This is a genomic window from Eubacterium coprostanoligenes, assembly GCF_900167205.1.
Classification (GTDB): domain Bacteria; phylum Bacillota; class Clostridia; order Oscillospirales; family Acutalibacteraceae; genus Eubacterium_R; species Eubacterium_R coprostanoligenes.
Genome location: NZ_FUWW01000005.1, coordinates 90,631 through 112,759, shown reverse-complemented (window position 1 = coordinate 112,759; position 22,129 = coordinate 90,631). Strand labels below are relative to the sequence as shown.

At 40.0% G+C, this 22,129-nt stretch carries 19 protein-coding genes; 4 read left to right on the top strand and 15 right to left on the bottom strand.

What is annotated here, in order from left to right; genetic code table 11:
- Window positions 1-8: 8 nt before the first annotated feature.
- The 7 genes from pyrE to B5D29_RS03350 are packed head-to-tail and all read right to left on the bottom strand — an operon-like array spanning window position 9 to window position 8,562.
- On the bottom strand, window positions 9-665 hold the full coding sequence (gene pyrE, locus B5D29_RS03380) for an orotate phosphoribosyltransferase (RefSeq protein WP_078768171.1): 657 nt from the start codon (window positions 663-665) through the stop codon (window positions 9-11).
- Window positions 666-683: 18 nt separating this feature from the next.
- Window positions 684-1,382, bottom strand: coding sequence for an orotidine-5'-phosphate decarboxylase (pyrF, locus tag B5D29_RS03375; RefSeq protein ID WP_078768170.1), 699 nt, complete (start codon window positions 1,380-1,382; stop codon window positions 684-686).
- The gene (locus B5D29_RS03370) at window positions 1,382-2,293 is read right to left on the bottom strand and encodes a dihydroorotate dehydrogenase (protein ID WP_078768169.1); all 912 of its coding nucleotides are present in this window, start codon (window positions 2,291-2,293) and stop codon (window positions 1,382-1,384) included. The genes pyrF and B5D29_RS03370 overlap by 1 nt, the downstream gene beginning before the upstream one ends.
- On the bottom strand, window positions 2,287-3,018 hold the full coding sequence (locus tag B5D29_RS03365; RefSeq protein WP_078768168.1) for a dihydroorotate dehydrogenase electron transfer subunit: 732 nt from the start codon (window positions 3,016-3,018) through the stop codon (window positions 2,287-2,289). The genes B5D29_RS03370 and B5D29_RS03365 overlap by 7 nt, the downstream gene beginning before the upstream one ends.
- Before the next feature lie 10 nt (window positions 3,019-3,028).
- Window positions 3,029-6,214, bottom strand: coding sequence for a carbamoyl-phosphate synthase large subunit (gene carB, locus B5D29_RS03360; protein WP_078768167.1), 3,186 nt, complete (start codon window positions 6,212-6,214; stop codon window positions 3,029-3,031).
- Window position 6,215: 1 nt separating this feature from the next.
- Complete coding sequence (gene carA / locus B5D29_RS03355; protein ID WP_078768166.1) at window positions 6,216-7,304, bottom strand: glutamine-hydrolyzing carbamoyl-phosphate synthase small subunit; 1,089 nt, start codon at window positions 7,302-7,304, stop codon at window positions 6,216-6,218.
- Entirely contained in the window at window positions 7,291-8,562 is a 1,272-nt protein-coding gene (locus tag B5D29_RS03350) for a dihydroorotase (RefSeq protein ID WP_078768165.1), read from the bottom strand. The genes carA and B5D29_RS03350 overlap by 14 nt, the downstream gene beginning before the upstream one ends.
- 160 nt (window positions 8,563-8,722) lie before the next feature.
- Between B5D29_RS03350 and B5D29_RS03345 the strand changes: the two genes are divergently transcribed.
- Complete coding sequence (locus B5D29_RS03345; protein ID WP_078768164.1) at window positions 8,723-9,640, top strand: carbohydrate kinase family protein; 918 nt, start codon at window positions 8,723-8,725, stop codon at window positions 9,638-9,640.
- Window positions 9,641-9,693: 53 nt separating this feature from the next.
- Here the strand turns inward: B5D29_RS03345 and ftsH are convergent, their stop codons facing one another.
- The 5 genes from ftsH to B5D29_RS03320 are packed head-to-tail and all read right to left on the bottom strand — an operon-like array spanning window position 9,694 to window position 16,584.
- Window positions 9,694-11,679, bottom strand: a complete 1,986-nt coding sequence (ftsH, locus tag B5D29_RS03340; protein WP_078768163.1) for an ATP-dependent zinc metalloprotease FtsH — start codon at window positions 11,677-11,679, stop codon at window positions 9,694-9,696.
- Complete coding sequence (gene tilS / locus B5D29_RS03335; protein WP_078768162.1) at window positions 11,679-12,995, bottom strand: tRNA lysidine(34) synthetase TilS; 1,317 nt, start codon at window positions 12,993-12,995, stop codon at window positions 11,679-11,681. Before tilS ends, ftsH begins: the two co-directional genes overlap by 1 nt.
- Window positions 12,970-14,337, bottom strand: coding sequence for a replicative DNA helicase (dnaB, locus tag B5D29_RS03330; RefSeq protein WP_078768161.1), 1,368 nt, complete (start codon window positions 14,335-14,337; stop codon window positions 12,970-12,972). Before dnaB ends, tilS begins: the two co-directional genes overlap by 26 nt.
- Before the next feature lie 18 nt (window positions 14,338-14,355).
- Window positions 14,356-14,799 carry a 50S ribosomal protein L9 gene (gene rplI / locus B5D29_RS03325; RefSeq protein WP_078768160.1) on the bottom strand — a complete coding sequence of 148 codons (444 nt, stop codon included), beginning with the start codon at window positions 14,797-14,799 and terminating at the stop codon, window positions 14,356-14,358.
- 12 nt (window positions 14,800-14,811) lie between these two features.
- Complete coding sequence (locus B5D29_RS03320) at window positions 14,812-16,584, bottom strand: ribonuclease J (RefSeq protein WP_242941734.1); 1,773 nt, start codon at window positions 16,582-16,584, stop codon at window positions 14,812-14,814.
- A gap of 151 nt (window positions 16,585-16,735) precedes the next feature.
- On the opposite strand from B5D29_RS03320, the gene rnhA reads away from it, so the two are divergent.
- Window positions 16,736-17,173: a ribonuclease HI gene (rnhA, locus tag B5D29_RS03315; RefSeq protein WP_078768158.1), complete on the top strand. Its 438-nt coding sequence runs from the start codon at window positions 16,736-16,738 to the stop codon at window positions 17,171-17,173.
- 22 nt (window positions 17,174-17,195) lie between these two features.
- On the opposite strand, the gene B5D29_RS03310 is transcribed toward rnhA, so the two are convergent.
- Entirely contained in the window at window positions 17,196-18,143 is a 948-nt protein-coding gene (locus B5D29_RS03310) for a DMT family transporter (protein WP_078768157.1), read from the bottom strand.
- Between the two features lie 55 nt (window positions 18,144-18,198).
- Complete coding sequence (locus B5D29_RS03305) at window positions 18,199-19,134, bottom strand: hypothetical protein (RefSeq protein ID WP_078768156.1); 936 nt, start codon at window positions 19,132-19,134, stop codon at window positions 18,199-18,201.
- A 130-nt stretch (window positions 19,135-19,264) separates the two neighbouring features.
- Here B5D29_RS03305 and tsaA point away from each other — a divergent pair, with 130 nt between their 5' ends.
- On the top strand, window positions 19,265-19,942 hold the full coding sequence (gene tsaA, locus B5D29_RS03300; RefSeq protein WP_242941733.1) for a tRNA (N6-threonylcarbamoyladenosine(37)-N6)-methyltransferase TrmO: 678 nt from the start codon (window positions 19,265-19,267) through the stop codon (window positions 19,940-19,942).
- Entirely contained in the window at window positions 19,932-20,666 is a 735-nt protein-coding gene (locus tag B5D29_RS03295) for a YlmH/Sll1252 family protein (protein WP_078768154.1), read from the top strand. Before tsaA ends, B5D29_RS03295 begins: the two co-directional genes overlap by 11 nt.
- Before the next feature lie 64 nt (window positions 20,667-20,730).
- Here the strand turns inward: B5D29_RS03295 and B5D29_RS03290 are convergent, their stop codons facing one another.
- A complete protein-coding gene (locus tag B5D29_RS03290) occupies window positions 20,731-22,128 on the bottom strand; it encodes a uracil-xanthine permease family protein (protein ID WP_078768153.1) in 1,398 nt (465 codons plus the stop codon).
- Window position 22,129 lies beyond the last annotated feature (1 nt).

Genomic DNA, 22,129 nt, shown 5'->3' with positions numbered 1-22,129 from the left:
CTCCGTTATTATGCCTTTGCACCGTTGATTTCAAGATATGCCTTAATTCTTGCAACATTCTCGGCATTCTTTTCATCTTCTTCAAGATATTCGATAATATCATAAACATCAACAACGCTGTATACAGGGAAGCCATATTCTTCTCCGACCTCTGCGATTGCAGATTTGTCGGTTTGACCTTTTTCCTTGCGGTCAACCATAACGAAAGTTGCGGCAACCTTTGTGCCCTCAATCTTTGAGAGAATAGCCATACTTTCTCTGATGGCAGTACCGGCAGTTACAACATCCTCAACGATAACGATTTCTTCACCTAATTGTGGCTTGTATCCAACAAACACACCGCCCTCGCCGTGATCCTTTTCTTCTTTTCTGTTGAAAAAGAACGGAACATCAAGTCCTTGCTTTGCAAGAGCAACAGCAACCGAAACCGCAATCGGAATACCTTTATATGCCGGACCGTAAAGAACAGTTTTTTTGTTGCCTACTTTATCAAAATAAGCCTTTGCATAAAACTCGCCGAGTTTTGAAATCTGCTCGCCTGTTTTAATTTCGCCTGCATTGATAAAATACGGGATTTTTCTGCCGCTTTTTGCTGTAAAATCACCGAATTTCAACACACCGGCACTTTCCAAAAACTGAATAAATTCTCTTTTGTAGCTTTCCATAATGCCCTCCTAAATATATTAGCCAATAAATTCAGCACAGCATCTTCTGTATGCTGAAACAGGGTCATCTGCCTGAGTAATAGGTCTTCCCACAACGATATAGTCAGAACCGATTTCCTTTGCCTTTTCAGGTGTTGTAACACGAACTTGGTCGCCAACTTCACCGTCGGCAAATCTAACGCCCGGAGTTACGGTGATGAAATCAGATGAGCAAGCATCCTTAACCATTCCTGCCTCAAGCGGTGAACAAACAACACCGTCAAGACCTGCCTCCTTGGCATTTTGTGCATATTTTACGATTGTGTCATTGATTGACGCATTGATGAGAAGTTCGTTTTGCATACGCTCCTCACTTGTTGAAGTAAGCTGTGTTACGGCAATCAAAATAGGACGAGTACCATCCTCACGAGTAAGACCCTCAAGAGCGGCTTTCATCATATCAATTGTGCCTGCAGCGTGAAGATTTGTCATATCAACATCAAGTTTTGACAAAACAGCCATTGATTTTTTTACTGTATTTGGAATATCGTGAAGCTTTAAATCAAGAAAAATCTTATGGCCTCTGCGCTTAATTTCTCTGACAATTTCAGGACCTTCGGCATAGAAAAGTTCCATACCGATTTTTACAAAAGTCTTTTCTTCTGTGAATTTGTCAAGAAAATCAAAGGTATCTTTTGCACTTGCAAAGTCGCAAGCGATAATAACATCTTTTCCCATTAATCAACCACTCCTATAATATCACTTAATTTATTAATTCCTAATTTTTCACATTCAATCGGCAATGCTTCAATAATATCCTTGCAAGCATACGGATTGACAAGATTTGCAGCACCGACCTGAACAGCGGTTGCACCGGCCATCATCATCTCGATGACATCCTTTGCAGTGCTGACACCGCCACATCCCATAACCGGAACATTGCAAGCCTTTGAAACCTGATAAACCATTCTGACCGCAACAGGAAAAATTGCGTCACCGCTGAAACCGCCCATTGTGTTAGCGATAACAGGTTGTCTGCGTTTGATATCAACTCTCATACCAAGCATAGTGTTGATAAGGCAAATGCCGTCTGCACCTGCTTCCTCGCAAGCCTTTGCAATTGAAACAATGTCTGTTACATTTGGTGAAAGTTTGATAAATACAGGCTTTGTTGTAACTGCTTTAACCGCCTTTGTAACCTCTGCCGCAGCTTCAGGAGATGTGCCAAACGACATTCCTCCGCCGTGAACATTAGGGCAAGAAACATTGACCTCTAAAATACCGACCTGCTCTTCTTTGTCGAGAAGCTCACATGTATATGCATAATCTTCCACGCTGAAACCCGAAACATTTGCTATAACAGGCTTGTGGAAGTATTTTTTCATTTCAGGAAGTTCGTACTCAATAACATGATGAACACCCGGATTTTGAAGACCGACAGCGTTAATCATTCCATTTTTACATTCTGCAATTCTTGGAGTAGGATTTCCAAATCGTGCATCCTTTGTTGTTCCCTTAAATGAGAATGAACCGAGAATATTAATATCGTAAAAATCTTTGAACTCGTTGCCGAAACCGAATGTTCCCGATGCCGGAACAACAGGATTATCCATTTCCATTCCTGCAAGGTTAACCGATAAATCTACCATATAATCTCCTCCTTAACAAGAACAGGACCATCCTTACAAATTCGCTTATTGCCATACTTTGTTTTGCATGAGCAACCCATACAAGCACCGAAGCCACAACCCATACGCTCTTCGAAGCTAAACTGACCCGAAGTTTCGGTTGCATTGTAAATTGCCTTAAACATCGGAAGCGGACCGCAAGTATAGAAATAATCGTAATCTATATCTTTCATTGCGTCGGTAACAAAGCCTTTAATACCATAAGAACCGTCAACAGTTGTAACAAAAACATCACAGCCGAGAGCCTTGAATTCGTCTTCATAAAAAATCTCTTTTGCAGTGTTAAAGCCCAAAACGACAGACACTTTTTGACCGTCATTAATCAATGCTTTTGCAAGATTGTACATAGGCGGAACACCAACTCCGCCACCTATAAGAAGCGGCTTTTTTGACTTTGAAATATCATAACCGTTGCCAAGCCCTGTGAGAACATCAAGCACTTCACCAACAGCAAGGTTTTTCATTTGCTCTGTTCCCTCGCCTACAACCTTATAGATAATTGTGATTGTATCATCGCTATAATCACAAACAGAAATAGGTCTGCGCAAGAATTTGCCGTCAAGCTGAATGTTGATGAACTGTCCCGGAGCAGTGATATATTGAGTATCACCGCCGAGAACCATTTTGCATATATTCTCTGTCAAAGCATCATTTGATAAAATTTTATATTTATTCTGCTTATACATAAATAATCCTTTATTCTGCGTCAATAGTTGATACGCCGAGTGTAATTTCTTCAAGTACATCAAGAAGAACCTTTACAGTATCAAGAGAAGTAAACATTGTTACATTGTTGTCTACTGCTGCTCTTCTGATTTCAGAACCGTCTGAATGGCTATCGCCTGCATTGATATCAATTGTGTTGATAACATATGCAATATGTCCCTGACGGAGAGCCTTAAGAATTTCATCACTTTCGTCTGCGGTGAGCTTTTGACGAACTCTTGTTCTGATACCGTGCTCCTTAAGATACTTTGCAGTACCTTCTGTTGCTTCAATATTGAAACCAAGGTCGTAAAATCTCTTGATGAGTGGCAAAGCTGCCGGTTTGTCTTGGTCAGCAATTGTTACCAAAACTGTACCGTAGTTTGCAACATTCATTCCTGAAGCCTGAATAGCCTTATAAAGTGCTCTTGTAAGCGACTTATCATAACCGATTGCTTCACCTGTTGACTTCATTTCAGGTGAAAGATATGTGTCCATACCCTTAAGTTTGCTGAATGAGAAAGCAGGAGCCTTAACATACCAACGCTTCTTTTCAGGCTGATAAACATTTGTGTAGCCCTGCTCTTTAAGGCTGTGACCAAGTATAACCTGTGTGGCAATGTGAGCCATAGGTACGCTTGTTGCCTTTGAAAGGAACGGAACTGTACGAGATGAACGAGGGTTAACCTCGATTACAAATACATCATCGTTTTCATCAGCGATAAACTGAATATTATAAAGTCCGACAATACCGATTGCCTTGCCGAGTTTAACGGTATAGTCAATAATTGTATCTTTAACCTTTTGGCTTGCTGTAAATGTTGGGTAAACTGAAATACTGTCGCCTGAGTGAACGCCTGTTCTCTCAACATGCTCCATAATGCCCGGAATGAATACATCCTCACCATCACAGATAGCATCAATTTCGAGTTCCCTACCCATAATGTACTTGTCAACAAGCACAGGCTGTTCTGTATTGATTTCTACAGCAGTTTGGAGATAATGACGAAGTGATTCTTCATTTGCAACGATTTGCATTGCACGACCGCCAAGAACGAATGACGGACGAACAAGAACAGGATAGCCAATCTTTTCGGCAACTCTTACTCCCTCTTCAATATCTGTAACCGCCTCACCCTTTGGTTGAGGAATACCGAGGTCGTTCATAACCTTTTCAAACGAATCTCTGTTTTCTGCTCTGTCGATTGCTTCAACATCTGTGCCGATAATCGGAACACCGAGAGCGTCAAGCGGTGGAGCAAGGTTAATAGCCGTCTGTCCGCCGAGAGAAACAACGATTCCGAGTGGCTTTTCAAGCTCGATAACATTCATAACATCTTCAACTGTGAGTGGCTCAAAATAGAGTTTGTCTGATGTTGTATAGTCGGTTGAAACAGTTTCAGGATTGTTATTGATAATAATAGCCTCATAACCTGCATCTCTGATTGACCAAATTGCGTGAACGGTTGAGTAGTCAAATTCTACACCCTGACCGATACGGATAGGACCCGAACCGAGAACGATAATCTTCTTTTTGTCGCTGACAACGGACTCATTCTCCTGCTCATATGTTGAGTAGAAATACGGAACATAGCTGTCGAACTCCGATGCACAGGTATCAATCATTTTGTATACAGGGAAAATTTTGTTAGCCTTACGAAGATTAAATACTTCGGCTTCTGTCATACCCCAAACCTGACCGATATATTTATCGGAAACGCCCATCTTCTTTGCATCCTTAAGAGTTTCAACATCACCGACATTGCTCTTAAGGGTCTGTTCAAAATCTGTAATGTTCTTGAACTTATCAAGGAAGAACATATCAATTTTGGTGTCGTTATAAATCATATTAAGGTCAACGCCAAGACGGATAAGTTGAGCAATTGCAAAAAGTCTATCATCTGTGCCGATTTTGATATATTCCAAAAGTTCGTCAGCTGTATATGAATCAAACTTTTTGTTATAAAGATGGCAAACACCTGTTTCGAGTGAACGAATAGCTTTGAGGAGTGATTCCTCCATTGTTCTGCCGATAGCCATTACTTCACCGGTTGCCTTCATTTGAGTGTTGAGTGAGTTATTTGCATCAGCAAACTTATCAAACGGGAAGCGAGCAATCTTGGTTACAACATAATCAAGAGTAGGCTCAAATGATGCAGGAGTGTTAGCGATTTGAATTTCATCAAGGTGCATACCGACTGAAATTTTTGCAGAAACTCTTGCAATAGGATAGCCGGATGCCTTTGATGCAAGTGCTGAAGAACGGGAAACTCTTGGGTTAACTTCAATCAAATAATATTGGAACGAAAGCGGGTCAAGTGCAAACTGAACATTGCAACCGCCCTCAATTTTAAGTTCTCTGATAATTTTGAGTGCACTGTCACGAAGCATATGATACTCTTTGTTGGTGAGTGTTTGTGACGGAGCAACAACAACACTGTCGCCTGTGTGAATACCGACAGGGTCAATGTTTTCCATATTACAAATTGTGATAGCAGTGTCGTTTGCATCACGCATTACTTCATACTCAATTTCCTTGTAGCCCTTGATTGACTTTTCAACAAGAACCTGATGAACAGGAGAAAGTGCAAGTGCATTTTTAAGCATAAGTTCACATTCTTTCTCATCATCGGCAAAGCCACCACCTGTACCGCCAAGGGTAAACGCAGGACGAAGAACAACAGGATATCCGATATCACGAGCTGCCTGCAAGCCCTCCTCAAGAGTGTTTGCAATTTCTGACGGAAGAACAGGTTCGCCAAGGCTTTCGCACAAGTCCTTGAACAATTCTCTGTCCTCTGCTCTTTCAATAGCTTCAAAACTTGTACCGAGAATTTCTACATCACATTCTTGAAGAACACCCTTTTTAGCAAGCTGAACGGCAAGATTAAGACCTGTTTGACCGCCGAGCGACGGAAGAATTGCATCCGGTCTTTCGTGACGGATAATTCTTGCAACATATTCAAGATTGAGAGGCTCCATATAAACCTTGTCGGCAATATCGGTGTCGGTCATAATTGTTGCAGGGTTTGAGTTGATGAGCACAACCTCGTAGCCCTCTTCACGAAGTGCAAGGCAAGCCTGTGTGCCCGAATAGTCAAATTCGGCAGCTTGTCCGATAACAATAGGACCTGAACCTATTACCAATACCTTATGTATATCTGTACGCTTTGGCATATTATTCAGCCTCCTTTGCCATTAAATCAATAAATTTGTCAAACAAATATGCACTGTCCTGTGGACCCGGTGCAGATTCAGGGTGATACTGAACAGAGAACAACTTGTCGTCCTTTGATTCAACACCCTCTGCTGTATTATCAAGCAAATTTTTATGTGTCAATGTAAGCGGTGTGTTTTCAAGGCTGTCAACATCAACAGCATATGAATGGTTTTGTGATGTAATTTCAATCTTGCCTGTTTCAAGATTAACAACAGGATGATTTCCGCCTCTGTGGCCAAACTTCATTTTGAAAGTCTTTGCTCCGAGAGCAAGAGAAATCATTTGGTGTCCAAGGCAAATACCAAAGATTGGAAGTTTGCCGTGAAGTTCTCTTACAAGATTGATAACAGGTTGTACATATTCAGGGTCACCGGGACCGTTTGAAAGAAACAATCCGTCCGGACGAAGTTTGAGAATTTCCTCTGCAGGAGTGTCAAACGGAACAACTGTTACATTGCATCCTTTTTCATTAAGTTTTCTGACGATATTGAGTTTGATACCGCAGTCGATTGCAACAACATCATATTTATGATTTGGTGTGCGTGAATACCAACGCTTTTTGCAAGAAACTCTTGAAACCATATCGGTTGGAATAACATATGCCTTAAGCTCTGCATACGCCTCATCATATGGTTTATCGGCATCGCAAATCATAACCTTTTGGCTACCCTCGTTGCGGATAATACGGGTAATCATTCTTGTGTCAACACCGCTGATACCCGGAATGTCATATTCATCAAGAACTTCCGAAAGTGTTTTGGTATATCTGAAGTTTGATGGCAAATCGTTGTACTCTCTGACAATCAAACCGCCCATAGTCGGGATTCTTGTTTCGTAGTCATCATCGGTCATACCATAGTTGCCGATAAGAGGATATGTCATACAAACCATTTGATCAGTGTATGACGGGTCGGAAATAATTTCCTGATAACCGACCATAGAAGTATTGAAAACGATTTCGTTTATAGCTTGCTTATTTGAGCCAAAGCCATATCCATAAAATTCCATACCGTTTTCAAGAATTATTTTTTTATCATAAGGCTTCATAAACTACTTTCCCTCCACACATTGTCATTATATTTTTACCTTGAAGTTGCCAACCTTCAAACGGAGTTGCTCTGCCCATAGACAAAAAGTCATCAGGGTCAACACTCCATTTTGCATCAAGATCGAGCAATGCCAAATCGGCAACCTCGCCCTCCTTGATTTCGCCACCCGGCAAATCAAATATTTTTCTCGGATTAACACTCATAAGCTCAATGAGCTTTTCAAGAGTGATAAAGCCGGATTTTACAAGTTTTGTATAAAGAACTGCAAACGAAGTTTCAAGACCGACAACGCCCATTGCCGAACCTGCAAGTCCTTTTGACTTTTCTTCAGCCGAATGCGGTGCATGGTCGGTTGCTATAACATCAATAGTGCCGTCAAGAATTCCTTTAAGCAACGCTTGTTTATCTTCTTCGCTGCGAAGCGGAGGATTCATCTTAAATCTTCCGTCCTCTTGCAAGTCCTTGTCGCACATCGTGAGATAATGCGGTCCTGTTTCGCAGGTGACATTAACTCCTCGTGCCTTTGCTTTACGGATTATATCAACGCTTTCTTTGGTTGAAATATGGCAAACATGATAGCGAACGCCTGTTTCTTCTGCAAGATTGCAATCTCGTTCAATCTGCTCATATTCCGAAGCGGAGCAAATGCCCTTATGTCCGTGAGCCTTGCAATATTCACCATCGTGAATATATCCGCCGTGAAGCAAATCATTAACCTCACAATGGGCTGAAATAACCTTGCCGATTTTTGCACATTGCTCCATTGCAAGCCTCATATCCTGCTCATCCTGAACGCCTGTTCCGTCGTCACTAAAGCCAACGGCAAGTTCCTTTAACGCATCAAAATCAACAAGCTCTCCTCTGCCTTTTCTTCCCTTTGTAATTGAAGCAAACGGATAGGTGTTGATTACTGCATCTTTTTTGATTAAATCAAGTTCAATACCGATATTCTCGACACTGTCAGGAACAGGATTGATATTAGGCATTGGGCAAACACCTGTATATCCGCCCTTGGCAGCTGCAAGAGTGCCTGTCCTAATCGTCTCTTTATAAGAAAAACCGGGCTCTCTGAGATGTATATGAACATCCACGAAACCCGGAATTAAATACTTATCCTGTGCAAAAAAAACAGCGTCAACTCCATTTGTAGAAATGGAGGTACCAAGGGTATTGATTTTACCATCTGTAATCAGAACATCAAGTTTTGAAAATCCCGCTCCCATATATACGAAAGCGCCCTTAATTAGTGTTGTCATATCGCACCTCTTTCGGAATTTAATTATATAATAAATCGGCAAAATAGTCAACCGAAAATTAAGAAATAAAATAAATATTTTTATACACCGGATTTGTTGACATAAAAAGTTTGAAACAATATAATTAAATTATAATTTATTCATATGAAGGAGATACGCTATGGCTTTTATAGCAGGTGCGGGTGCAACAAATGTTGACCTGCTCTATCAGGGAATGGAAAGAATACCGGATGTAGGTGAAGAACTTTACTGCAAGGATTTTGACTTACAACTCGGTGGCGGTTTACCGGCTACACTTATTAACCTCGGCAGACTCGGAATTGAAACCAAAATCGCTACGGAACTCGGAACTGACATCTTTTCGGAATTTGCCAAGGACAAATTTTTACAAAACGGCGTTGAACCGACAAATCTTTATGAGGGCGATAAAATTCCGCTCAATATCACATCGGCAATTATATTACCTAAGGACAGAACATTTTTTACATACGGCAAAGGTTCTATTGAAACTGACGATAATGCAAAAGAAAAGTTTTTTCAAATAGCCAAAGGCAGCAAAATCACAATGATGCAACTTGGCGGATTTTTGGATGTGTATAAAAAACTTCATGAAGGCGGAACAAAGCTTGTACTTGATACGGGATGGGATGACGATATGAGCTTTGAAAAATACGCAGACTATCTTGAAATTGCCGATTATTACACACCAAACCAAAAAGAAGCAAAAAAGATAAGCAACACATCAACTCCCGAAGAAGCCGCACAAGCACTTACAAAATATTTTGATAAAGTTGTTGTAAAAGTTGACAAAGACGGTTGTATCGGAATTGACGAAAACGGCAGTTTCTTTGTACCGAGTATTGACGAATTCAAAAATGTTGATTCAACAGGTGCCGGTGACGCTTTTCTTTCAGGGTTTATGTACGGACTTTTCTATGACAAGCCGCTCAAAGAATGTGTACTCCTCGGCAACATTACAGGCGGCAAGGCTGTAACAAAAGTCGGCGCTCTTTCTGCATACAATACGGAGCAAGAGTTGCTCAATTATTTTGAAAAATACAAATCATTTATAGAATAAATAATTAAAATGTGCATAAATAAAACGGCGTAACCGATGCTACGCCGTTTTGTTTATTCTTCCGTATTTTCGGTTTGAGTTGCTTGTGCAGTTTCAACCACTTCACTTTGTGCTTCTGCAACAGTTTCAATTTCTGCAGGAGCATCATCGGTTGAAGATGTTTCTTCTGAAGTCGGGAGTGTACCGAACTTCATCAAAGACTCAAATACTTCGCCTGAAATCTTTTCTTTTTCAAGAAGAGTGTTTGCAACAAGTTCAAGCTTGTCATAATGCTCTTTGAGAATTGCAACGGTTTTTTCGTATGCTTCACGCATAATCTTTTCAACCTCTGCATCAATACGAGCCGAAGTAGCCTCGGAATAATTGTTTACATGGCCGTAGTCCTTGCCGAGGAAGACCTCGCCGTTACCGCTGTCATAAACAACAGGACCGATATTTTCACTCATACCGTATTTGATTACCATATCACGAACAATTTCGGTTGCACGCTGAAGATCGTTTGATGCACCTGTTGAAATATCATCAAGCGCAAGTGCTTCTGCAACACGACCGCCAAACATTGAAACAAGATTGTCGAGCATTTCCTTGCGGGAATTGTAATTTTCTTCCTGCGGAGTGTACCAAGTGTAACCACCTGCACCAAGTCCACGAGGAACAATCGAGATTTCTCTTACAGGGTCGTGACCTTCTGTATAGAAAGATGCAACAGCGTGACCTGCTTCGTGGAAAGCAGTGAGTTTCTTTGCTTTTTCTGAAAACTTGTGAGATTTCTTTTCTGTGCCGAGTTCAACCCTTGATGTGGCATCAATAATATCTTGAAGAGTGATAGCCTTTTTCTTTCTTCTTACAGCAAGAAGTGCGGCTTCGTTCATAAGATTTTCAAGGTCTGCACCTGTAAATCCGATTGTATCCTTTGCAATTTCGTGCAAATCAACATCGGGAGCAAGAGGCTTTCCCTTTGAGTGAACCTTAAGAATATCCTCTCTGCCCTGTGCATCAGGACGGTTAACGGTAATCTGTCTGTCAAATCTGCCCGGACGGAGAAGTGCAGGGTCAAGAACATCAGGTCTGTTTGTAGCCGCAATAACAATAACGCCTGAATTTGAGCCAAAGCCGTCCATCTCAACAAGAAGTTGGTTAAGGGTTTGCTCTCTTTCGTCGTTACCGCCGCCCATACCTGTGCCACGATGACGACCTACTGCATCAATTTCATCAATAAACACGATGCAAGGTGCTTTTTTCTTTGCTTGTTCAAACAAGTCACGAACACGAGACGCACCGACACCGACATACATTTCAACAAAGTCAGAGCCCGAAATACTCAAGAAAGGTGCACCTGCTTCGCCTGCAACAGCCTTTGCAAGCAAGGTTTTACCTGTGCCCGGAGGGCCTACAAGAAGCACGCCTTTAGGAATTCTTGCACCAAGTTCGGTATATTTTTCGCTGTTTTTAAGGAAATCAACAAGTTCTTCAAGTTCTGCTTTTTCCTCTTCACAGCCTGCAACATCTTCAAACTTTTTGTCGGATTCCTCGCCCGACTGTGTTTTTGATTTTATCTTGCCAAAGCCCAAAGTCCGATTGGTTTCGCTCGAAATTGAGCCTGTCATTTTCCTCATAAGCCATACAAACATCAGCACGATAATAATCGTAAAGATAAAAGTAGGCAACATACTCATCCACCAAGTATTGGTTGAGCCTTTTTTGTAGTTATAAGTTATAGGCTTATCAGGATGAGCGTCATTGTAATCTTTAACATAGTCGCTAATGTCATCAAGAAAATATGACACACTCGGAACTGTATATTTGTTGATAGTTCCTTTTTTGTCGGTAGTGAGTGTATAGGTCAACTGACCCGAACTCAAATCAAGTTCATACTCACTTACCTTATCGGTGCGGAACAAATTTACAATTTCGCTGTAATTTGTTGTGACAGCATTTCTGTTTTGACCAGAAAACAAAAATATTGCACCGATGAGCATAATCGGAATCAAAATATAAAATATTATTGATTTCCAATTTTGAGAAAGATTTTTTCGCATTAAATTTTGTCCTCCAAAAGAATCTTTAAAAGAAGAATATTTTTTGTTGACGAATCAGGCTTTACCCTTTCGTCAACACAATAGCCGTAAACTCCAACAATGCCTTTATCATCGCATATAATCGGAACACAGGCTCTTTTTTCAATATTTATGCCAAGCTCATTGAAAAGCTTTTTAAGTGTCTTTGTGCATCCTCTGCCGGCAGGTGAAATTTTGTCATTTTCCGTTCTGCCTCTAACATAAATATTACCACTTATTTTATCACAGTCGCAAAAGAAGTCAAATTTTTCACGCCATAATTTACAGTTAGTTAAAAATTCCTCGTTAGTTATTATTTGTTTATTCACAAACAGATTGTCAAAATCAACGGTTTGGTTCATTTTTGCATATCGCAATCTTCCCTTTTCGCAAACAACAAAATTGTCGTTTGCGATTTGGAACTTGCCGTTTGACTTGATTAATTCAACAATTCCGCCAAGATGATAATCATCAACAGCCACACCGTATGAAGACAAATATTTGATAACAACTCGCTTTGCAACAGCAACATCATAAGAATTGAGCAACGAAGTATTCAAAGAGCTGTTATCAAAGCACTGTTCATAGCAATCATCAACCACGGATTTAATAAAACTTTCATCCTCGTTTATGCTTTCAATCATTCTTGAAACCGTTGTTTCAAAAGACGGATTGAGCCTCTTGAAAAGAGGAACAATGTTTTGCCTGATGTGATTCCGACTGTAAGCATCATCAAAATTTGTGCTGTCGGTTCTAAAAGGAATACCGCTGTTTTTACAAGCCTGTCTGATTTCTTCACCCGTACAGGTAAGAAGCGGTCGGATAATATTATCTCTTACAGGCGGGATACCGCACAAGCCCTTTGCCGAAGTGCCTCTCGACATACGAAAAAGCACGGTTTCGACATTATCGGAAAGATTATGTGCAGTTGCGATTTTATCGGGATTAAACGAATTGAAGAATTCATATCTTTTAATTCTTGAATATTCCTCAACACCCAATGAATTTTGCTTTGCTTCATCAACAGCGTTTATAGAAATTGTTGCGAATTCAACATCTTTGCTTTTGCAAAATTGCTTTACAAACTCTGTGTCTGCAACAGATTCTTTACCCCTTATGCCGTGCTCGACATTTGCAACCAAAATACGCAAATCAAGTTCTTCCCTTTTTGAAAGAAGATAGCATAAAAGTGCCATTGAATCAGGACCGCCCGAAACACCGACAACAACAAAATCGCCGTGTGACAGCATATTATATTTTTTAACAAGCAAATCAGCTTTGGCTGTAATCTCTAACATTGTCTATACTTCTAAATCTTGTGAACTCCTTATCAAAGGTTAGCTGAATTGTGCCGACACCGCCATGACGGTTTTTGGCTACAATAAGCTCTGTAAGATTTTCATCAACCTCATCACGCTCTTCTTCGGAAAGTTCGTTTCTGTAATAATCGGGACGATACAGGAACATAACAATATCAGCATCCTGCTCGATAGAGCCCGATTCACGAAGGTCCGATAACTGCGGTGTATGTGTTTTGCCTCTGCCTTCTGTACCACGGGAAAGCTGTGCACAGCAGATAACAGGAATGTTCAAATCCTTTGCCATCATTTTGAGGTTTCTTGTGATTTCGGACACCTCTTGTACACGGTTTTCCTTATGTACGGCAGACTGAATAAGTCCAAGGTAGTCAATCAAAACACAATCAACATGTTTAAGACGACGAACGATAGATTTTATTTCGGGAACAGTAATTGCCGCTGTATCATCAAGATATAGTTCAACATCGTGGAATGCCGAAAGTGCGTTACCGAGTCTTATCCACTCATCATTTGAAAGTTCACCTGTTCTGAACTTTTGCGATTCAATACCTGCTTGAGAAGCGAGCAATCTTTCTGCAAGCTGTTCCTTTGTCATTTCAAGTGAGAAGAAAACGCAACGCTTTCTTGCACCCATAGTGATATTCTGTGCAAGGTTAAGAGCAAACGAAGTTTTACCCATAGCAGGACGGGCACCGATAAGAATGAAGTCGGATTTATTAAGACCTGTAATGTACTTATCAAGCAAGCCGAATCCTGTTGAAATACCAAGATAATCGTCCTTGTTTTCGCCTGTTCTGTTTTTAAGTTCAGGATAGACCTTATTCATAATGACATCAGCGATTTTTTCAGGACCTTTACCTATTTTGCCCTCACGGATGTCATAAATTCTTTGTTCCGCACTGTCAAGAATATTGTTTGCAGTACCGGCACCACTTGTTGCATCTTCAATAATACTCTGCGAAACCTGAATAAGATTACGCAAATAGTACTGTTCTTGAACAATTTTGGCGTATTTTTCTATATTAGCGGTTGACGGAACGACATTTGCAAGTTGCATAAGATATTCTTTACCGCCTGCCAAATCATATGTGCCGTCTTTTGTAAGAGCATCGGCAATAATAACAGGGTCAATAGCACCGCCGTTATTCATGAACTGATAGTCCATTGCGCTGAATATAGCCTTATGCTGTGGAAGATAGAAATAATCCGCACGCAAATAAAGGTTTGCATCAGCCATACACTTATTGTCAATCAAAATACTGCCGAGAACACTTTGCTCCGCTTCGAGATTATATGGTAATGTAACATTTAATTCTGCCATTTTAAATTACCCTATAAATTATAATTCCGTAACTTGAACGCTGATTGTTGCAACAACGCCCTGATAAACCTTAACTTCGGCTTTAACTGTGCCAAAAGCCTTGATGTCTGTCATTGAGATTTTTCTCTTATCAATATCAATATTCATTTCTTCTTTGATTTTAGCGGCAACATCCTTTGCGGTTACAGAACCGAAAAGTTTGCCGTTTGCTCCTGCCTTTGCCTTGAGAGCAAAAGTTTTGCCGTCAATTTGAGCCTTAACTTCTTCAGCAGCCTTGATTTCCTCTGCCTTGTGGAATTTCTTTGACTGCTCTTTGTTGTTAAATTCATTCATTGCAGTTGCATTTGCTTCAACAGCAAGACCCTTTGGTAAAAGAAAGTTTCTTGCGTATCCGTCACTTGCATTTACCAAATCACCTTTTTTACCGAGTGATTTTACATCTGCCTTTAAAATTACTTTCATATCAATTCTCCTTTATATTTCCATAAAAATTGGAAGTATCATAGGTGAGCGCTTTGTTTTTTCATACATAAGACGAGAAATTTCGTCACGCACCTTTGTTTTAACCGAATTCCAGTCGTGATACTTGCTGTCGTACTGCTCATCAATAACTCTGCAAGCAAGGTCGCGGGCAGCATTCATAAGTTCCTCATTATCTTTTACATAAACAAATCCACGAGAAACAATGTCAGGACCTGAAACAACATAACCGCCGTGTGCATCAATAGTTGCAACAACGATAATCAAACCATCCTGCGAAAGTCGTTTACGGTCGTTGAGAACGACATTTCCGACATCACCTACACCAAGACCGTCAACATAAACATCGCCTGACGGAACAGTGCCGACTTTTTTAATATACGAATCGGTCAATTCAATAGTTTCGCCGATTTCTGCAATATAAATATTCTTTTCGTCAATGCCCATTGCACCGGCAAGCTGTGCATGCTTCATCAAATGCTTTTGCTCACCGTGAACAGGGATGAAATATTTAGGCTTTACAAGTCCTATCATCAATTTCAAATCTTCTTGACAAGCGTGACCCGATGCGTGAACTTCATACATCTTTTCATAGATAACCTCTACACCACGCTTCATAAGAGCATTCACAACGCCACCTACCATTTTTTCATTGCCCGGAATTGGGGTTGCAGAAATAATAACATAGTCGTTGGGAGTAATTGTGACCTTCCTATGTTCACCGAAAGCCATTTTTGTCAAAGCAGACATAGGCTCGCCCTGTGAACCTGTTGTGATAATAACAAGTTTATCGTCAGGATAATTTTTGATGGTGTCAATTGGGATAAGAATATTCTTTGGCACATTGAGGTAGCCTAATTCCTCGCCGACCTTAACAAGATTTTCAAGGCTTCTGCCTATAACGGCAACTTTTCTGCCTCTTGCATTTGCAACATCAATAATCTGCTGAACTCTGTGAATGTTCGAAGCAAAGGTTGCAACGATAATTCTCTTGTTCTTTGCTTTGCGGAAAAGAAGTTCAAAACTTTCGCCGACATTCTTTTCGCTCATAGTACAGCCCGGACGCTCTGCATTGGTTGAATCCGAAAGAAGCGCAAGAACGCCTTTTTTGCCGTATTCTGCAAAACGAGGTAGGTCAATCATATCACCATCAACAGGAGTTGTGTCAATCTTAAAGTCGCCTGTTTGAATGATAATTCCGGCAGGACATCTGATTGCGAGACCGACTGCGTCAGGAATTGAGTGGTTTACATGGATTAATTCAATATTAAACGAACCGAGTGTAATATTATCTCTCGGCTTAATCTCAACGAGTTTAACCTTGTTAAGAAGTCCGTGTTCCTCAAGTTTACCTTTGATAAGACCGATTGTGAGTTTTGTTGCATAAACAGGAATATTAACCTGCTTCAAAAGATATGCAAGACCGCCGATATGGTCCTCGTGTCCGTGAGTTACAATTATGCCTCTTATTCTTTCTTGGTTATTGATTACATGAGTAAAATCAGGAATAACAAGATCAACACCAGGAAGTTCTGCTGTTGGAAACGCAAGACCGCAGTCAACAATGAACATATCGCTTTTATATTCGTAAAGCGTCATATTCTTTCCGATTTCATTCATACCGCCTAAAAAAGAAATGCGTACTTTCTCCTGCTCAACAGGCGGGAGAGATGCCGCTTTCTTCGGTGCTCTCTTTTTTGTGTAATAGCGACGCTTAGAATTCCGTTTTCTTTCGTCACCTGTCAGCACCTTTTTTTGATTTGTCATTAAATAAAAATCCTCCTTAAATATATTTTTTCCGTACATAAACAATTAAATATATTTTAAATTATTATAACGCTGTTGTCAAGGAATATTAAAATATAATCCATATTGATTATTATCAAAATTAATGATAAAATATACCTCGGTGATAAAAATGAAAGAAATAAACATTTATACAGACGGTGCGTGCAGCGGAAATCCCGGACCGGGAGGATGGGGCGCAGTGCTCGTTTACAAGGAAAATGAAAAACAGCTTTCCGGCAGTGATAAAAACACAACCAACAACCGTATGGAAATGACTGCTGTTATTGAAGCGCTAAAAGCACTCAAAGAGCCGTGCAAGGTTACCCTCACAACAGACAGCAAATATGTTTGCGATGCAATAAACAAAGGTTGGGTTTATTCTTGGAAAAAGAACAATTGGAAAAAATCTGACAAAAAGCCTGCACTCAATGTGGATTTGTGGGAAGAAATGCTAAAACAGCTTGACATTCACGAAGTCGAATTTGTTTGGGTCAAGGGTCATAACGGTCACAAATACAACGAAATATGCGACAAATTGGCTGTTGAAGAATATCAAAAATACTTATAACATAAAGAAAAATCGCTGTGATTCACAACGATTTTTCTTTTTTATTTTTATTAAATTTAAGATTAACGATAACCATTCCGCCTACAACACAAAGCAAACCGATAAGTTTATAAACTAACTTGCCGTTATCTTCACCAAGGAGAAGATACGAAAGAGTAAAGCCGAAAATAGGGGTCATAGAGCCGCAAACAGTCACTCTTGAAACATCGTTATATTTGAGCAAAAGTCCCCAAAGTGAATAAGCAATTGCGGAAATGAATCCAAGATATAAAAGAACAAGAACACCTTTTATACTATCGGTTGACACTTTTCCGCCCATAACCAAGCCGACAACCGTCATAACTGCACCGCCAAGCACAAATTGATAGCCTGAAAGCACAGCCGGTTCATCATCATTGCTGTATTTCTTCATAAAAACAGATGAGCAAGAATATGAAATTGCCGAAATCAAGAGCATAATGTCGCCAAACTGAAACGAAACTCCTTGTCTACTTCCCGAAATTCCTGCAAGCACAACACCTGAAAAGCCAAGCAAACTGCCAATGATTTTTGACACGGTAAACTTTTCCTGCTTAAAAATAAAAACAGAAATGAATATTGCAAAAAATGTGCTTGAACCGTCAATGATGCTTGACTTCACTCCTGTTGTGTGGGCAAGTCCGATATAGAAAAACAAATATTGCAAAACTGTTTGGAACAGTGCCAAAACACAAACTTTGCCGATTGAAGTCTTTTTAGGCTTAACGAATTTTTTATTAACTGCACTGAATATTGCAACTGTCAAAACACCTGAAAGAATAAAACGAATACCTGCAAACAAAATTATCGACGCAGTATCTGATGAATTGATGTTAAAAAGGTTATATCCAATTTTAATTACGGGAAATGCACTGCCCCAAAGGCAACAGCAAATTGCCGCTATTCCCCAAACGATAAAAATATTTTGAAGTTTTTTACTTGAATCTTTCATATTATCGCAAAAATAAAGGTAGCACGAAGCTACCTTTAAATCTTTATAGAATTTATTATTTAATTGTTACAAGGTGATCCTTGAGATATTGGTCAGAAGCCGGGAAGTGGTTTTTATACTCTATATCAAGTGACGCATTCTTATCCTTGATGATTGCAACATTAGCGTGCTTTACATCAATATGAACATGCATGTCATAATCAGCTTCTACAATTTCCTTGTTAGCAACATTTATCTTAATTGTACCTGTACCACCTGCATAGTTAACAACGAAGTTCTCATCAATAGTGCCTTCAGAGAATGAAAGAACGCTGATACTGCTAACAACACCTGAAATGTCACCGAGTACATTGAAGAAACGACCCTGTGAGTCCTCACCGGGCATAGCAAGAAGCTGTGCTTTTGGCTGAATGACCATTGTGATTGTGCCGTCGCCGTTGTCTGTAACATTGCATGCAAGAACATCATCTGCAGTAAGGTGTGAAACAGTTCTGTCAATCTTACCACTGCTTGCTTCTTGCCAGTCATTCTTTGGTTCAAGAGAGTTACCAGGTGACAAGCTCTTTACGCCACCTGAGAAAAGACCGCCTACAATACCCGGAACAAGTTTGTTGATGGTATCATTTGATTTACCTTCAACAAGAAGATTTTTAACTTCAAGATTTTCATCGCCGAGAAGCTTATATGCTTTGATAGGGCTTCCGTCATATGTACCGTCAACTGTCATAGTCTTTGTGTTGTTGTAACATTCAACATAATAGTTAACAACATCATCGGTTGTTTTAAAATCAACACCGCCGTATGTACCCGGTTTGAGTTCATCAATAACAGGTTCATCTACAAACTCGTTTGAGCCTGCTTCCTGTTGCTGTGCAACCTTAGCAGGTGACACGATTACAATTATAGCAGTTGCTATTACCAATAGAATTAGGACAACAGAAAGGAATCTGTTGAACTTTGCAAGTACTGACTTATCTTTTACTTTAGCCATTTAAATTTTCTCCTTACAAGATATTTCTACTATATAATACATTAAAACAATCACAAATTCAACATATTTTTTTAAATTTTCAAAAATATGTGTTATAATACTGTTAAAAATGACTAAAGCGGAGGTCAAAATGGATATAAAACCTATTGCAAAAATCATCAATGACTACGACAGCAAATTCGCTGTACCACGGCAAAGCGGGCTTGTTAACGACATAAAATCCACTATTGTTTTTGAAAAAGAATATGCAGACGAATCTGCTTTTAAAAGAATTGAAGAATTTAGCCATTTGTGGTTGATTTGGGGATTTAGCCTTAATTCTCACCCATCAAATTCATTAACTGTCAGACCTCCAAGACTTGGCGGAAATGAAAAGGTCGGCGTTTTTGCAACACGCTCCCCTTTCAGACCAAACCCTCTCGGACTGTCAAGTGTAAAACTTGAAGCAGTAGAAAAAGACGAAAGCGGAAAAATAATTCTTATTGTCAGCGGTGCTGATTTGGTTTCGGGCACGCCTATATATGATATAAAACCATATATCACTTTCAGCGACTGTCATCCGGATGCAATCAGCGGATTTGCAGAAGAAAAAAACGGTGCAAAACTAAATGTTGAAATTGATGATGAATTATTACATAATATTGAGGCAGACAAGCAACACACATTAAAAAAGATTTTAGCAGACGACCCACGACCGGCATATCACGAGGACGGACGGCAATACGGTTTTAGATTTGCAGGCAAAGAAATAAAATTTAAGGTCAACAATAATATTTTGACGGTAACGGAGATTTCAGATGGAAAATGAAACATTACTCAAAAAGAGGCTTGCAGAGTTATCACACAGAGCGTTTGAGAGAAGTTACACAACCTATTCAACCTTTTTAAATTTGCAGGAAATCAGCATATTAAAATCGCTGAAATTAGACAGCAAGTACAATTTATTTGGTGGATACGAAAATGCCGACAGATGCGTCGCTTCATTCAGCAATGATGAGGTATACTCCTACCCCATTGTATGTATTAAGATTGAGCCTTTACAACAAAAATTTTCCGACAAGCTCACCCACAGAGATTTTCTCGGTGCGCTTATGAATTTGGGCATTGAACGAGAAATGCTCGGTGACATTAAAATTCTCAACAACGAGGGGTATTTGTTTTGCCTTGACAAAATCAGCCAATACATTGTTGACAATCTTTCGTCAATTAAGCACACCTCCGTGAAGTGCAAAATCATTGATGACATCCCCGAATTATTCAATCAAATCCCTGACGAGGAGGAATACATTGTTTCGTCATTGAGAATTGATACCGTAGTTTCTGCCGTGTTCAAAATGTCACGAAATTCGGCTTCGCAACTAATCAATCAAGAAAAGATATTCATAAATTCAAAAACGGTCTACAAAGACTCTATACAGCTCAAAGAGGGCGATGTGGTGTCGGTTCGAGGCTATGGAAAATTTATTTATTCTCAAACGGTCAACGAAACTCGCAAACACAAAATGGTTGTTGCGATAAGATTATACAGATAACAAAAACACAAGAAAAAGCACGAAGCGTGGAACTTCGTGCTTAATTATTTTAATCAACAAATTATTATTTGTTTTTACCGTAATCAGACTTAACATTAACCTGAGCCGAAACTGTGTCAGACTGGAAAGCCTTATCCGGATCAAAGTCCTTTTCAGGGAAGATGATATTCAAGACAATACCTGCGATTGATGCACAAGCAAGTGATGAAAGTGTGATTGTAACTGAACCGACTGTGAATGTGATACCACCTGACAAGCCGAGTGCTACAACAAGGATTACAGCAGCAATGATTGTGTTACGAGCCTTTGAAAAATCAACTTTTGCTTCAACAACATTACGAACACCGATTGCAGAAATCATACCGTAAAGAACGAATGAAATACCGCCAACAACAGCCATAGGGATTGACTCAATAAGAGCGGCAAACTTTGGTGAAAGGCTGAAGAAGATTGCGAAGTAAGCAGCGATTCTGATTACTCTTGGGTCATACACCTTTGAAAGAGCAAGAACGCCGGTATTTTCGCCGTATGTTGTGTTTGCAGGTGCACCGAAAAGTGATGCAAGAGTTGTTGCAAGACCGTCACCAAGAAGTGTTCTGTTAAGACCCGGGTCGTTGATGAAGTTCTTGTTGCAAGTAGCTGAAATAGCTGAAATATCGCCGATGTGCTCCATCATGGTAGCAATTGCGATTGGAACGATTGCAATGATTGCAGAAATAGCCTTTGACTTATCCGAAACACCGCCGAATACAGTTGATGACCATTCAACAGGGTTGCCGATCCAAGGAGCAGCCTTTACTGCTGAAAAATCGATAGCAAAGTTTTCAACACCGCCAACATTGCCGACTAATACAGCAACAAGGTAAGCACCAATGATACCCAAAAGAATTGGGATAATCTTAATCATACCCTTACCGAAGATGTTGAAAATGATAACAAGTGCAAGTGCAACGATTGCAAGCCACCAGTTACTGCTGCAATTGTTAACAGCAGAAGGAGCAAGACCGAGACCGATTGCCATAATGATTGGACCTGTAACAACAGGTGGGAAGAGTTTCATAACTCTGTTTACGCCGACAGCCTTAATAAATGCTGCAACGATGAGATAAACAAGTCCTGCACACGCAACACCGAGGCACGCATACGGAAGCATTTCTTTGTTGCCGCTTCCGTCTTCATTAAGCGGTGCGACTGCGAGATAACCACCGATGAATGCGAATGATGAACCAAGAAATGCAGGAACTTTAAACTTTGTAAGGCAGTGGAACAAAAGTGTTCCAAGACCTGCGAACAAAAGAGTTGTTGAAATTGAAAGTCCTGTTAAGAGCGGAACTGTTACTGTTGCTCCAAACATAGCGAACATATGCTGGAAGCCGAGGAGAAGCATCTTTGGTGTGCCAAGTTGACGGGCATCATAAATGCCATCCTTACCTATTTTAATTTTTGATTTTGTTTTAGCCATT

What these genes read in the sequence shown, in the direction of transcription:
- pyrE (WP_078768171.1), bottom strand. Translation starts at nt 665, where the DNA reads ATGGAAAGCTACAAAAGAGAATTTATTCAGTTTTTGGAAAGTGCCGGT.
- pyrF (WP_078768170.1), bottom strand. Translation starts at nt 1,382, where the DNA reads ATGGGAAAAGATGTTATTATCGCTTGCGACTTTGCAAGTGCAAAAGAT.
- B5D29_RS03370 (WP_078768169.1), bottom strand. Translation starts at nt 2,293, where the DNA reads ATGGTAGATTTATCGGTTAACCTTGCAGGAATGGAAATGGATAATCCT.
- B5D29_RS03365 (WP_078768168.1), bottom strand. Translation starts at nt 3,018, where the DNA reads ATGTATAAGCAGAATAAATATAAAATTTTATCAAATGATGCTTTGACA.
- carB (WP_078768167.1), bottom strand. Translation starts at nt 6,214, where the DNA reads ATGCCAAAGCGTACAGATATACATAAGGTATTGGTAATAGGTTCAGGT.
- carA (WP_078768166.1), bottom strand. Translation starts at nt 7,304, where the DNA reads ATGAAGCCTTATGATAAAAAAATAATTCTTGAAAACGGTATGGAATTT.
- B5D29_RS03350 (WP_078768165.1), bottom strand. Translation starts at nt 8,562, where the DNA reads ATGACAACACTAATTAAGGGCGCTTTCGTATATATGGGAGCGGGATTT.
- B5D29_RS03345 (WP_078768164.1), top strand. Translation starts at nt 8,723, where the DNA reads ATGGCTTTTATAGCAGGTGCGGGTGCAACAAATGTTGACCTGCTCTAT.
- ftsH (WP_078768163.1), bottom strand. Translation starts at nt 11,679, where the DNA reads ATGCGAAAAAATCTTTCTCAAAATTGGAAATCAATAATATTTTATATT.
- tilS (WP_078768162.1), bottom strand. Translation starts at nt 12,995, where the DNA reads ATGTTAGAGATTACAGCCAAAGCTGATTTGCTTGTTAAAAAATATAAT.
- dnaB (WP_078768161.1), bottom strand. Translation starts at nt 14,337, where the DNA reads ATGGCAGAATTAAATGTTACATTACCATATAATCTCGAAGCGGAGCAA.
- rplI (WP_078768160.1), bottom strand. Translation starts at nt 14,799, where the DNA reads ATGAAAGTAATTTTAAAGGCAGATGTAAAATCACTCGGTAAAAAAGGT.
- B5D29_RS03320 (WP_242941734.1), bottom strand. Translation starts at nt 16,584, where the DNA reads ATGACAAATCAAAAAAAGGTGCTGACAGGTGACGAAAGAAAACGGAAT.
- rnhA (WP_078768158.1), top strand. Translation starts at nt 16,736, where the DNA reads ATGAAAGAAATAAACATTTATACAGACGGTGCGTGCAGCGGAAATCCC.
- B5D29_RS03310 (WP_078768157.1), bottom strand. Translation starts at nt 18,143, where the DNA reads ATGAAAGATTCAAGTAAAAAACTTCAAAATATTTTTATCGTTTGGGGA.
- B5D29_RS03305 (WP_078768156.1), bottom strand. Translation starts at nt 19,134, where the DNA reads ATGGCTAAAGTAAAAGATAAGTCAGTACTTGCAAAGTTCAACAGATTC.
- tsaA (WP_242941733.1), top strand. Translation starts at nt 19,265, where the DNA reads ATGGATATAAAACCTATTGCAAAAATCATCAATGACTACGACAGCAAA.
- B5D29_RS03295 (WP_078768154.1), top strand. Translation starts at nt 19,932, where the DNA reads ATGGAAAATGAAACATTACTCAAAAAGAGGCTTGCAGAGTTATCACAC.
- B5D29_RS03290 (WP_078768153.1), bottom strand. Translation starts at nt 22,128, where the DNA reads ATGGCTAAAACAAAATCAAAAATTAAAATAGGTAAGGATGGCATTTAT.